This window comes from Archangium sp. (assembly GCF_057119385.1).
On sequence record NZ_DBNGVP010000144.1, the window covers coordinates 20266 to 32685 of the forward strand.

Sequence of the window (12420 nt, forward strand, 5' to 3'; positions counted from 1 at the left end):
GGTCCAGGTCGTGATTCCTCATGCCTCGCGAGCCTCCCATCGTCCTGCCCGTCTCGCTGCCCCTGCTCGGGCACGCCAACCCCTGGGCGCTCCTGCTCGCGAAGGAGGAGGGTTATTCCCTCTCCGCGGCCTCCCTGCTCTCCGAGCGCTATGCCCTCAAGAGCGATGAGAAGCCCTTCGTGAGGGAGCTGCTGCGCCGCAAGCGCAACGTGTGGGCCTTCCGCTGCGACCAGCGCCGCTTCGCGGGCGACTTCGTGGTCGTGGACATGTCCGAGCCTCGTCCCGAGCGGCGATGGGTGGTGGTGCTGGACCTCAAGATGGGCGCACCGCTCGTGCTCGGGGGTGGCGGGGCCGGTGTTCAGCTCACCCATGCGCAGCTCGCCGTGGAGGCGCTCGCCGCGCACCAGGGCGTCATCAGCTCCGGTACCCGGTACGAGCTGGCCACGGGCGACAAGGCCGCCATCCTCGACTGGCTGTGCGCTGGACGCCGCCGGGGGCGCTCCGTATCGCGCTGATGGAAGACCCTCAACCCTCCCTCAGGGCTTCAACGCGCCCATCAGCTCCGCGAGCATGTGTGGCGGGAAGCGGTGCCAGCTCTGCCAGTAGCGGAACGCCGCGAAGGCGTTCACCGCCACGCCGAAGAGCAGGGCGTTGGCGAGCAGCCACCTCGGGATGAAGCGCTGGAACAGTTCCAGCTCCAGGGCCTTCACCAGGCCGATGGCCATCAGCGGCAGCAGGGGCACGATGAGGCGCGGGCCATAGCACCAGCCGCCTCCCCAGTCGTTCCAGAGGGCCACCAGGAGGAAGGAGGGGAGGATGCCGGCCAGCAACATGCCTCCCTCGAGGGGCCGCTCGCGCACGAGCCTCGGCCACCCCAGCAGCCCCACCAGCACGGCCGGCGCGAACCACACCAGGCCCTTCGGCCGTGACACCAGCAGGCCCTCGAGCCCCTCCCAGAGATTGCCCACCATGAAGGGGTAGGGGCCTCGCCAGGGCGAGCCGTACATGTGCTGGTTCAGCCACAGCAGCAGCCCGGTGGCCACCGCCGGCATCACCGCCACGAGCACCCCCTGGAGCCAATCGCGCCGCAGCAGCGCGGGCACCATCAGCACCGGCACCAGCAGGGCCAGTTGCGGCTTCATCAGCATGCCCGCGGCCACGCACAGCCCCGCCCAGAAGCCGCCGCGCTCGCGAAAGCCGAGCACATACGCTCCCAGCAGCAGCGGCACGAGGAAGGGCTCGGTGAAGAAGCTCCGGCCGTGGTACCAGACCGGCGTGGCCAGGAAGGCCGCCACCAGGGTGAGCCGGAGGGCGCTCTCGTGCGTCGTGTAGCGCCGCAGCAGCCGGTCCAACAGCAGCATCCCGCACACCGTGGCGAGCCCCGCGCACAGCAGGGCGCCCGTCTCCACATACGGGGTGTGGCGCAGCGGCCAGAGCACCGGAGCGAGCAGGAAGGCCAGCCCCACCGGGTGCGCGCTGTACTCGGGGCCGAGCGCGAGCCGGGGATCGAACCGCGCGTGGAAGGCATACCGCGGCAGCCCGTTCGCGTCCCTCGTCCACCGCGAGTGGTCCACCAGGTCCCGCCACACGTAGCGCTGGCCGTCGATGTACCAGATGGAGTGGTGGTCCATGACGCGGCCGGCGTTCTTCCTGCCGCCCTGCGGGGCGCCCATCACCACCTGCGCGTGGTTGTTCTTCAGGTCGAGGTCCCCGTCCAGCAGCACGCTGTTGAGGAGGATCAGGTACGCTTCCTCGTCCGCGCCCATCACGGTGGCCGGGCCGAGGTGGTTGCGCCACGGGCCGGGGTACTCGGTGACGCACTGGGGCGCGAGGAGCGCCAACGCGAGCAGCGCGAGGAAGAGCCGGTGCGAACGGGAAGCCGCCATCGGCCCGCACCATAGCGTCCCGCCGCCGCGCGGTGGGCCGAATCCCGGCCGGCCAGCCGCCGGGGGGCAACCCTTCGCGGAGGCGGGAATCCGCGGAGCTTCGCGGTAGAATGGCCACGCTCACGTGGCACGAGCGGCCCCATGACGATGAACCCGACTCCCCCCAACAGGCGCATCCTCGTCGTCGACGACAACGAGGACATCCACGACGATTTCCGCCGGATCCTCCAACCCCGGGTGGACACCACCGGGCTGGACGACCTGGAGATGATGCTCCTGGGGGAGACATCGGCCGCGCCCCGGCCGCCGACGTTCGAGCTGACGAGTGCCCACCAGGGCGCCGAGGCGCTCGAGAAGGTCCGCGAGGCGCTGAAGGCCGGCACCCCCTATGCGCTCGCGTTCATCGACATGCGGATGCCGCCCGGGTGGGATGGCGTCGAGACCCTCTCGCGCATCTGGCGGGAGGATCCGCGCCTCCAGGCCGTCATCTGCTCGGCGTACTCGGACTTCTCGTGGGAGAGCATCAGCGTCCGGTTCGGACAGACGGACCGCTTCCTCATCCTCAAGAAGCCGTTCGATGCCGTCGAGGTCCGCCAGATGGCGTGTGCGCTGGTGGAGAAGTGGATCCACCACACCGCGAGTCAGCAGGCCGAGCAGGCGCTGCTCGGGAACGAGGCGCGGCTGCGCGCGCTGCTCCAGGTGCTCCCGGGCGCGCTGCTGCGTGTCGCCGCGGATGGCACCTGTCTGGAGTTCCAGCCGTCCCGCGAGGCCACCCCGGGCTCGCGGCTGGCCTTCACTCCAGGCTCCAGGCTGGCGGACTCCCTGCCGGCGGCCACCGCCCGGGAGCTGCTCGCCTGGCTGGGCCAGACCCCCAGCGGAGGCCCGGCGCGCGTCCTCCAGCTCGAGCTCCCGGTGGAAGGCGAGGTCCGGTGCTTCGAGGCGCGGATCGCCGCCATCCACCCGGCGGAGGCCTTCGTGCTGCTGCGCGACGTAGCTCGGGAAGACGGCGGATGACGCGCAAGCTGCGACAACTGCTCTGGCCCTTGTTGGGGATGCTCGCGCTGAGCATCTCCCTGCAGGCGGTCTCGTTGGTGGCGGTGGTGGAGATCGACGCGCGGGTGGATCGGAACCGGCAGTACGCCGCGGCCGCGTCGAGCCTGCACGACATGGTCGAGAAGTTCGAGAACGCGACCTATCTCGCCGTCGTGGGGCTGGCGGCGTCCGATGGGGAGATGTTGCTCCGGCAGCGGGCGGCCGCCCAGGCCCTGTCCGAGCGCTTCATGGCCCTGAGCGGGGCGATGCTGCGAGGAGGAGGCCAGGAGGGGGGCGAGTTGCCGCCCGAGGGCATCCAGGAGCCCGAGGCCCTCGAGGCGATCAGCTCCCTGGTGGCGCTGTGGGACAAGGCCAACGCGGCCCATGTGCGCGTCCTCCGCTCGGAGAACCGCTCGCTCAAGAACAACCCCGATCTGGAGGCGTTCCGGGCCGCGACGCGGGACCTGTCCGAAGCGTCCGGGAACGTCTCCGGGATGCTCCAGCGGCACACCCAGGAGGAGCTGAGCCTGCTCGGTCTGGTCCAGCGCGTCATTCCGGTGGGCGCCTTCCTGCTGACGCTCCTGCTCTTCGGGTTCGTGATCCAGCGCATCTTCCTGCCGTTCGTCGCCTCGACGGAGGAGCTCGAGCGCAGCGAGGCCGCGCTGCGCTGGGTCCGCGATGAGCTGGAGCAACGGGTCATCGAACGGACCGACGAGCTCGCGCGGGCCAACGAGGCGCTGCGCCACGCCCACGACGACCTCGAGCTGCGCGTCAAGGAGCGCACGCAGGAGCTGCGGGACACCCAGCGCCGCGCCGTGGAGCTCGCGCGCCAGGCGGGCATGGCCGAGCTCGCCACGAACGTGCTCCACAACGTGGGCAACGTCCTGAACAGCATCAACACCTCGGCCACCATCCTCGGCGAGCGGCTGCGGGCGCTCCGTCTGCCGTCGCTGCTCAAGATCGCCGGACTGCTGGAGGAGCACCGCGCCGAGCTCGGCACCTTCATGACGGGGGACGAGCGCGGGCGGCGCCTGCCCGAGTTCCTCGGCAAGCTCGGGGAGAACCTGTCCGCCGAGCGCGACGAGATGCTCACCATGACGGCGGCCCTCCACCGCCACGTCGAGCACATCCGGACGATCGTCGAGGTGCAGCAGAGCTACGCCATGTCCTCGAGCCTCGTGGAGGCGGTCTCCCTGGAGGAGTTGATCGAGGACGCCCTGCGCATCAACGGGGCGGCGCTCGGGCGGCATGGCATCACGCTCGAGCGGAACCTCGTCCCGCTGCCCCGCGTGATGGTGGACAAGCACAAGCTGCTGCAGATCGTCCTCAACCTCATCAGCAACGCGAAGTACGCGCTGAACGACAACCCGCCCGGCGAGCGGCGGCTCACCGTGAAGGTCGAGCGGCCCACGGAGGAGCTCGTCCGCGTGCAGGTGAGCGACAACGGCATGGGCATCGCGCCGGAGCTGCTCACGAAGATCTTCCAGCATGGCTTCACCACGCGGAAGGAGGGGCATGGCTTCGGCCTGCACTCGTGCGCGATCGCCGCCCGCTCGATGGGGGGCTCGCTCGCGGCGCACAGCGACGGCCCCGGGAAGGGAGCCACCTTCACGCTCGAGCTGCCCTTCCGGCCCGAGACCGGCACGGCGGAGCGGGTGTCCGCCTAGAGGCGCGCGTTAATCCAGATGCCGTCCATCCGTTGGAAACAGAGCCGTGCTTTGATGTCCGGATGCATTCGGACATGACCGTCGGCTGTCGCGCACTGGAGGTCGAGGATCGGGTTCAAGGCGCACGTATTCCCGTGCGGGTGCTCTACCCGGCGCGAGCGCCTGAACGGCTCGAGCACTTCGGACCGTATTCGCTCTCCGTCGCCACCGACGCCCCGGTGGAAGGGGAGCGGCTCCCGCTCGTCGTCATCAGTCACGGGACGGGTGGTTCTCCGTGGACCCATCGCGGCATGGCGGCGCACCTGGCGCGTGCTGGCTTCGTCGTGGCCCTTCCGGAGCACCCGGGCAACAGCCGCTCCGACAACAGCCTTGCGGGCACGGCCGTGAATCTCGAGAACCGGCCTCGCCACGTGCGCCTCGTGCTCGATGCGCTCTTCGGTGATGCGCAGCTGGGCCCGAGGTTCTCGCCCGCTGGGGTGGGGGTGATCGGCCATTCCATGGGCGGCTACACCGCGCTGGCGGTGGCCGGTGGGCGCCCGTCCTCCTCCCCGAACGAGTCTCCCGATGGACAGAGCCGGGCCATTCCCGTCGTTCGCGATCCTCGGATCCGTGCGCTGGTGCTGCTCGCGCCCGCGTCGCCCTGGTTCATGGCCGAGGGGGCGCTCTCCGGCGTGGACCTGCCCATCTTGATGCGCACGGCGGAGCTCGATGAGCACACGCCCGCCATGCACGCGGAGATCATTCTGCGAGGCGTTCCTCGTCCGGAGCGCATCGACCACCGGATCGTCCCGAACGCGGGCCACTTCTCCTTCCAGAGCCCGTTCCCTCCGGCGATGACGAGCCCCGGGTTTCCTCCTTCCCAGGATCCCAAGGGCTTCGACCGTGCCGCGTTCCAGCCGGTGCTCCACGCGGAGATCCTGACGTTCCTCCGGGATTCGCTCGGGAGTGACGCGCGCCCCGCGGCGTGAGGATGTCCACAACTGGACACCCGGCATCCGCGAGTGCCCCAGCCGGCCGAGCACGTCGCGCAGGCGGTGCTCCTTCAGGAGCCGTCCCCTCCGTGTGCCACTGCGTATGGGGAAAAAGGAAACCCTAGGAAGTCGCAGCGGCACCCGTCGAGGCGCGCGAGCCTCGCCCGAGGGGTCGGGCCTCACGCGCCCGGGTGTGGGGCGGAGTGAGGCCATGACCGTGCATCGGGGGGGGGAGTGGTTCAGTGCTCGTGGCCGGGGCCGTGGGCGTGGCCGTGCTCGAGCTCCTCCTTCGTCGCCGCGCGCACCTCGCGCACGGTGACGTCGAAGTGGAGCGTCTTGCCGGCCATCGGATCGTTGAAGTCGATCACCACCGTCTTGGGGCGCACCTCCTTCACGAGGAACTCCACGTCATCCCCGTCCTCGTCCGTGGCGCTCACGATGCCACCGGCCTCCAGCTCCATGTCCGGCGGGAAGTCCTCGCGCGGCACCTCCTCCACCCCGTCCGGATCGTATTCCCCGTAGCCGTCCTTGGGCTCGACCACCACCTTCAGCGACTCGCCTGCCTTCTTGCCCTCGAGCGCCTTCTCCAGCCCGGGGACGATCTCCTCGTACCCGTGCAGGTAGACGAGCGGATCTCCCGGCTCACTCTCGTCGATGATCTTCCCGTCTCCCAGGTGGAGCCGGTAGTCGATGGAGACGACGCTGTCCTTCGCGATCTGCATGGAAGCCCTCCTTCGGGCTGCACTCGGGCTCGCCCGGAGCCGGACCTTCCACCGGCGGCGCGGGGGAGGGGACTCCTGCGGGGCCCGAGTGATGATGGGGTTGCGCACGCGCTCCGTGCAGTGGAGCGGGCCGCTCACCTGCTCTCCAGGTGAGTGGGTGCCGGCGCTCTGTAGCACGCGGCATGGCCGCCCGCTCCACGAGATTCAGCTTCGGTGGATCTGTTCGAGCAGGCGGGACAACTCGAAGCTCCATGCGCACACGCCCCGCGTCCTCGCACGTGCAAAGTGTGCGCGGGGGCTCATTCATGAACTCCTGGACAGGCCTGGGTTCCTCGAACCCCATGTGGTGCCCGAGTGACCCAGATGAGAGTGGCTGGCAGCTGTAGTACTCTTCTCAAGGTCAGCCCGGCGTGCGTGTTCCTCACGAATTCATCGAATGGGATCTCGATGGATGCCGAGGAAGCCGCTCATCGGTCCCCTCGACTCACTTCTCCCTTCGGGCTGCGAGGACGGTTTATGGCCCCGTCGAGTTCTTTCCGGAACGACGTCTCTCCCTCCGTGGTGATCAAGGGCAGTGGCATGGCGCTGCCGCCGCTCGCCTTCACCAACGAGGACATCTGCCAGTGGCACGGCCGGCGGGATCCGACCTGGGTCTACGACACCTTCGGGGTCAGGACGCGGCACACCCGCTACGACTACCACCATGATCGGCTCGATGACCTCGACGAGGACGATCTCGTCTTCGAGGCGGCGAAGAAGGCGCTGAAGGACGCGGGGATGCACATCAACGATGTGCAGGTCATCCTGTTCGTGACCCTCACGCCCACCACGCTGTGCACGCCGGATCCCGCGTGCATCCTGCACCAGCGGCTGGGGGCGCCGGCCAACGTGCTGGCGCTCACGCACGTGGCCGGCTGCGCGGGCACGCTCAACGCGATGATGATGGCCACGGCGATGATCCGCTCGGGCCAGGCGCGCAACGTGCTGGTGTGCGCCGCCAGCTCCATGTCCTCGTACATCAAGCCGGAGCTCAAGGATCGCGTCTGGCTGCAGGCGACCATCTTCGGGGATGGGGCGGCGGCGCTGGTGCTGTCGGGGGAGCGCACGAAGGAGCCGGTGGGGTTCTCCAACTTCCACATGCACACGGAGCCCGGGCGGGACATCGTGCACAAGAAGTTCGGCGGCTCCAAGCACGTGCCCACGCGCGACAACATCCAGGAGGTGCTGGAGGACCACTTCGTCATCGACTACCGGAGCGTCCCCAACAACATCTCCCAGGCGTTCTCGCGGCTGTACACCGAGGTGCTCGCCGCCCGGGAGATGAAGGAGGCCGACTGGGTGCTCTTCAACATGAGCAACGCGCAGCTGCAGCGGCGCTGGCTCAAGAGCGTGGGGGTGCCCGAGGAGAAGTCGTTCTTCAACATGGAGGAGCAGGGCAACTGCGCGGCGGCCTCGCTGGGGCTCGTGCTGACGGACTTCCTGCACGCGGGGCGCCACGAGTCCGGGCAGACGGCGTTGATCCTCGGGGTCGGCTCGGGACTACACTCCGGGGGAGTGCTCTACCGCTTCCCCTGAGAGGGTCATGGAGTCACCGGCGTCGTTGACGGCCCTGGATGCGTTCTTCGCGGGGCCGGATGATCTCCCCATCGAGTTCGCCTTCTTCTACGAGCGGTTGCCCGCGGTGGAGGTGCTGGCCGAGGGGCTGGCGCGGACGCTGCCCGCGTTCGCGCGGCTGAGGGAGGGGGTGCCGCTGGTGGAGGTCTCGGGGGTGGAGGTCCCCCCCGAGGACAAGGTGTCGCGGGCCGTGCTCTTCGACTCCGTGCAGCCGGGCTCCGGGCCGCGGTGCCGGATGAAGATCTCCCACTTCACGGGGGGAGGAGGGTGCCTGGGGGCGAGCATGTCGCACGGGCTCGGGGATGGGGTGAGCCTGGTGGGCTTCCTGAGCGCGTGGGCGCGGGCCGTGCGCGGCGGGCAGGTGGCTCCGGCGGCTCCGGCCATGGAGCCCGTGTTGCCGCCCCTGCCGTCGTTGGACAAGTCCCTGTCCCTGGAGGCGCAGCTGCGGCGTGCGGGCTTCCGGCTCCGGGCGCCCACGACTCCCCGCGTCCGGGAGGAGTACCGCTGGGACATCCGGCGCTTTCCTCGCGAGGAGGTGGACACGCTGCTGCGGGACGCACGGGTGAGCCGTCCCCAGGTGACGTCGGGCGACGTGCTGGCGGCCCTCCTGTGGCGGCACTACCGGCAGTCCGGGCGGATGGCGAGATCCGAGCCGGAGCTGGCGACCGTCTTCGACTTCCGGCGCGTTCCCAGACTGCTGCCGGCGTCGTACTTCGGCAATGCCGGGCTGCCGCTGCGCGTGTCCCTGTCGTACGAGGAGGCCGCGGCGCTGTCGGTGCCCGCGCTCGCGGCCCTCATCCGGGCGCGGCTCCAGTCCGCGAACGCCGAGGACTTCCTGCGGTGCCATGCGCTCCTGGAAGAGGTGCAGCGCAGGTGGGGGCGCGAGGGCGTGGACTGGCTGGGGTTCTCGACGGAGGGCCACGGGCTGCTGGTCAACAACATCTCCCGCTTCGATCTGTCGCTGCTCGACTTCGGCACGGGCGCGCCGCACGCGTTCGACGTGATCACCCCGATTCCGCGCGTGTGCTTCATCATCTCCCGGGGAGACACCCTGGAGGCGCATACGTCGCTGCCGAAGGCCTAGCGCGCCGGCTCGTCCGGTGGCCGAGGGAGCGGGCCTCTCCCGGGGGCCCGTTCCATCACATCCGTCCCGTGCGGACTCCTTCTTGATTGACGTGTACCCCCAGATGGCCGACAGGCCGCGAGGAGTCCGACATGAAGAAGAACGCCAAGGACAAGGCACCTCGGAAGGGTGGGAAACCCTTCTTCGCGCACTTGCTGGAGGCGCAGGAGTTGGAGCGGGTCTCGGGTGGCTGCAGGCCCGTATCGCATCCGGAGACCCGGAAGTACCCCTCCGACTCCGACGAGGGCGACAAGGAGCCGATCTTCACCACCTTGAAGTACCCCTCGGACAATGAGGACAGCGGCACCATTTCCTGAGGCTCCATCCCACGCCGGGACCGCGATGTGCCCCCCATGACCCGGCGGTGCCTCCGGCCGTATCGTTGGACCTCATGCGATCGTCGGGTCCCGTCGTGGGTCGTCCGTTGATGTTCCTGCTCCTGCTCGCGTCGAGCGCCCGGGCCTCCGAGCCCGCGCCGGACAGCGCCGCGAAGCCGCCTCCGGCCGCGCTCCAGCAACGGGTGGAGCAGGCGATGAAGAGCGCCGAGGAGCCTCTCTCTCGCGAGGAGTGCCAGGCGCTCACGGGCTGGACGCAGCCGCTCGAGGAGTGCTCGCTCACGGCCGTGGTGGGAGGAAGGGCCGCGTTCCTCCAGCTCACGACGGAGTGTGGCGGGGACTCGTGTGACGTGCAGGTCTTCGTCTACCGCCCGGGCCGGCCCCTGCTGCGGTTGCCGGACTCCATCAAGGGCGGCTCGCTCACGGGGGGCCACCTGGCGATGACGCCCTCGCTGGAGCACGTCATCACCGACTGGGTGGGCCTGGGTCCGCGAGACATGGGGGACTGGCGCGTCGAGCTCTACCGGATCGAGCTCCGGACGGGGAAGGCCTCGCCCTGGGTGAAGGGCTGCTTCTCCCCGGCGCTGTCTCCGGGAGGCCGGTGGATCCTCTGCCGCAACCGGCGCGGGGACGTGTTGAAGGTGCCCCTCACGGGAGGCACTCCCACGCTGGTGCACCGCAGCGGCCTCTCCGCCGAGCAGGTGCTCTGGACGCCCTACGCCTCCCTCTACCCGGACGCCGTCACCTTCCCCTCGCCGGAGCGCCTCCAGGTCACCACGATCGTCCTGGGAGGCCCGGAGGGCGAGGAGCGCCGCACCCAGGAGCTTGCCTGGAAGGAGTAGCCACCCGTGTTGAGCGGGAGGCTGCACCCTCTCCCTCTGGGAGAGGGCGGGGGGTGAGGGTCTTCATTTGCGCGACGTGTTCCAGTGAGCCGATTCACCGGAACGCGTTCACGACGAAGACTCCAGCACGCGAGAATTCGAGGATGGCCGTTCCGGGTTTGGATTCGGGCTTCTTCTGCAACTGACCACGAGCGAGCCGAGCCACAGCGCAAATGGGAATCGGCTCTTCGTCGGGCACGTGCGCCTCGTAATACCGGATGACGACCTGCGGGCCACCCGTCCACACCCGGCCATAAAGACGGGTAACGGGCGGAAGGGGTCCGAGGCTCTTGTCCAGCATGCTTTCCACGGGCCCGTCATACAGGGTGATGGGGCTGGTGTCGGTCTGGTTGGTGTCCAGTTCGACGATCGAGCCATCCCCCACATTCAGGTGAAGGACCCGCATGACTTCGAGCGCCTTTTCCGGGCATTCCTGCGGGCCTGGGCTCCCGTCTGGGCGAAGGGGCACGCCTCCGGCAGTCACACAACCGGAGCACATCCACAGCAGGACGACGGGGGCCAGAAGTGGCACGTGGATCAGAGCCATTTGGGCACGCATGTACTAGCGCAACAGTTGTCGATCCAGAAGAACCCAGACCTCTCGCAGCCCGGAGCCTCGTCGGAAGAGCTCTAGAACGAGCCGCTCGGGGCCCATCTTCGAGTCGAAGACGCCCGCGTCCATGACGACGGCGATGGTCCCGCTCATTCCTCCCGGTGCCAGGTACTCCTGGGTGGCACGCAGCGCAAAAGGCTTCTTCTCTCCTCCAGCCTCGGTCACCACGCGCGCTTCCAACAGACTCCAAGACTCGGTGGGGCTGTTGTTCTTCACGTCGAAGACGACCGCGACCTTGTTGTCTTTCTTGCTGGCGAGAACGGTTACCAGGAATTCAACGCCCTGGGGATTCTTGAAAAAATGAACCAGCTTCGGACGCATCGACGTCATTTTCACCGCCCCCTTCGCCAGGAGTGCGGCGAGGGCGTGGTCGATCGAGGTCTCCTCGTTGCGGTAGCGCTCATTCTCTTCCTCGAGAACGCGCTCCCGGGTCTGGTGATGAGCCAGACGGCTCCGGAGCGCTTCCGGGCTTTCTTCGTCAGGGAACACATTCACCTGATGATCGAACCGCGCTTCTTGGGCCGTGACCGTGAAGGGGAGTTCCTTCCCGTTCAGCAGCGTCACGACCAGCAGGAAGCGATCCTCCGGGTCGAGGTCCTTGAGTGGCGTCACGACGACGAGATGACCCCCTGCGAGCAAGGGCTCGAAGCGGCCTTCCCAACCCAGCATCTTCGTTTTGGCGGGGTCGACCGGCTGCGCGAACCGAAGCACGGTTCCCATTCCACCGGCGACGTACACCGGGTGTACCGCTTCCCTTGGATCGTCCGGAAGGTAGAGGCTCCGGGAGACAGGCTCGTGTCCCTTGGCCACGGCCATGGACGCCACGAGGACCAGGAGCAGGGTAGACTGCCGAGGTAGGAAGTTCCTCATATAACCACCTAACCTAAGAAATTGGGTCGCGGATGTCCAGCGTTCCATGCTCCGACCTGTCACTGCGTCTCCGGGACCTGTTCTGAGGGTCGCGTGACTCCGAACATTCACTATGACAACCGCGAGATCGAGGGCGAGCGGATCGAGTTCCCCAAGCACGCCATCTACTTTCTCGGGCCGAACGTCACATTCCGGCGTTGCACCCTCGTCTTCAGCGTTGCCGCGAGGTGGCTGCACCTGCTGTCAGGGAAGCTGATCGACTGCACCATTCAGGCGAAGAGCGAGCTCACGACCCTGCCGTGGGCCACGATGAATCTGAGGGGATGTCGTTTCAAGGGCCGGTTTGCCGGCAACGACTTCGGGTTTCGTCAGGACCTGGACGACAGCTCGAGGAGCGGGCGGATCGAGGACTGCGACTTCACCGACGCACGGCTCGATGGCTGCCGGTTCTTCAACTGCGACATGAGCTCGATTCGACTGCCGCGCTGGCCATGCTTCACGTTCATGGATCCGCGCGGGCATGCGGTGGAGCTGGGTCGTTGCGAGTGGCCGGGCCGGTTTGGGAATCTCATCGAGAGACTTGCCACGATTCCCGAAGGCACGGTCGCGGTGACCTGGCACGCGCCTACCGTCGCAGAGAGGATGGACACGACAGGCGAGGAACTGCGCGCGGCGCTGGAGCGGGCACCTGGGATCTTCATGTAGC

13 protein-coding genes are annotated in these 12420 nt (G+C 68.4%); 9 read left to right on the forward strand and 4 right to left on the reverse strand.

Going from position 1 to position 12420, the window contains the following annotated elements; all coding sequences use genetic code 11:
* Nucleotides 1–20 precede the first annotated feature (20 nt).
* A complete protein-coding gene (locus AC16DP_RS34395) occupies nt 21–515 on the forward strand; it encodes a hypothetical protein (RefSeq protein WP_329734617.1) in 495 nt (164 codons plus the stop codon).
* 21 nt (nt 516–536) lie between these two features.
* Here the strand turns inward: AC16DP_RS34395 and AC16DP_RS34400 are convergent, their stop codons facing one another.
* Nucleotides 537–1886: a hypothetical protein gene (locus AC16DP_RS34400; RefSeq protein WP_329734618.1), complete on the reverse strand. Its 1350-nt coding sequence runs from the start codon at nt 1884–1886 to the stop codon at nt 537–539.
* 141 nt (nt 1887–2027) lie between these two features.
* Between AC16DP_RS34400 and AC16DP_RS34405 the strand changes: the two genes are divergently transcribed.
* The 3 genes from AC16DP_RS34405 to AC16DP_RS34415 all read left to right on the forward strand — a co-directional run bounded on the left by AC16DP_RS34405 (nt 2028) and on the right by AC16DP_RS34415 (nt 5553).
* Nucleotides 2028–2900 (forward strand): response regulator, encoded by an 873-nt coding sequence (locus tag AC16DP_RS34405; protein ID WP_329734619.1) that lies wholly within the window; start codon nt 2028–2030, stop codon nt 2898–2900.
* Complete coding sequence (locus tag AC16DP_RS34410; protein ID WP_329734620.1) at nt 2897–4585, forward strand: sensor histidine kinase; 1689 nt, start codon at nt 2897–2899, stop codon at nt 4583–4585. Before AC16DP_RS34405 ends, AC16DP_RS34410 begins: the two co-directional genes overlap by 4 nt.
* A 74-nt stretch (nt 4586–4659) precedes the next feature.
* Nucleotides 4660–5553, forward strand: coding sequence for an alpha/beta hydrolase family protein (locus AC16DP_RS34415; RefSeq protein ID WP_329734621.1), 894 nt, complete (start codon nt 4660–4662; stop codon nt 5551–5553).
* A gap of 242 nt (nt 5554–5795) precedes the next feature.
* Here AC16DP_RS34415 and AC16DP_RS34420 read toward each other — a convergent pair whose 3' ends face one another.
* The gene (locus AC16DP_RS34420) at nt 5796–6278 is read right to left on the reverse strand and encodes an FKBP-type peptidyl-prolyl cis-trans isomerase (protein ID WP_329734622.1); all 483 of its coding nucleotides are present in this window, start codon (nt 6276–6278) and stop codon (nt 5796–5798) included.
* 516 nt (nt 6279–6794) lie between these two features.
* Between AC16DP_RS34420 and AC16DP_RS34425 the strand changes: the two genes are divergently transcribed.
* The 4 genes from AC16DP_RS34425 (at nt 6795) to AC16DP_RS34440 (ending at nt 10192) form a co-directional block, all read left to right on the forward strand.
* On the forward strand, nt 6795–7853 hold the full coding sequence (locus AC16DP_RS34425) for a 3-oxoacyl-ACP synthase III family protein (RefSeq protein WP_329734623.1): 1059 nt from the start codon (nt 6795–6797) through the stop codon (nt 7851–7853).
* A gap of 7 nt (nt 7854–7860) precedes the next feature.
* Complete coding sequence (locus AC16DP_RS34430; RefSeq protein WP_329734624.1) at nt 7861–8976, forward strand: acyltransferase; 1116 nt, start codon at nt 7861–7863, stop codon at nt 8974–8976.
* Between the two features lie 131 nt (nt 8977–9107).
* Complete coding sequence (locus AC16DP_RS34435; RefSeq protein WP_329734625.1) at nt 9108–9332, forward strand: microviridin/marinostatin family tricyclic proteinase inhibitor; 225 nt, start codon at nt 9108–9110, stop codon at nt 9330–9332.
* 74 nt (nt 9333–9406) lie between these two features.
* Complete coding sequence (locus AC16DP_RS34440) at nt 9407–10192, forward strand: TolB-like translocation protein (protein WP_329734626.1); 786 nt, start codon at nt 9407–9409, stop codon at nt 10190–10192.
* 94 nt (nt 10193–10286) lie between these two features.
* Here the strand turns inward: AC16DP_RS34440 and AC16DP_RS34445 are convergent, their stop codons facing one another.
* Nucleotides 10287–10778 (reverse strand): serine/threonine protein kinase, encoded by a 492-nt coding sequence (locus AC16DP_RS34445; protein WP_329734627.1) that lies wholly within the window; start codon nt 10776–10778, stop codon nt 10287–10289.
* 15 nt (nt 10779–10793) lie between these two features.
* The gene (locus tag AC16DP_RS34450; protein ID WP_329734628.1) at nt 10794–11660 is read right to left on the reverse strand and encodes a DUF2381 family protein; all 867 of its coding nucleotides are present in this window, start codon (nt 11658–11660) and stop codon (nt 10794–10796) included.
* Nucleotides 11661–11807: 147 nt separating this feature from the next.
* On the opposite strand from AC16DP_RS34450, the gene AC16DP_RS34455 reads away from it, so the two are divergent.
* Complete coding sequence (locus AC16DP_RS34455; protein WP_329734629.1) at nt 11808–12419, forward strand: pentapeptide repeat-containing protein; 612 nt, start codon at nt 11808–11810, stop codon at nt 12417–12419.
* The last annotated feature ends 1 nt before the right edge of the window (nt 12420 follow it).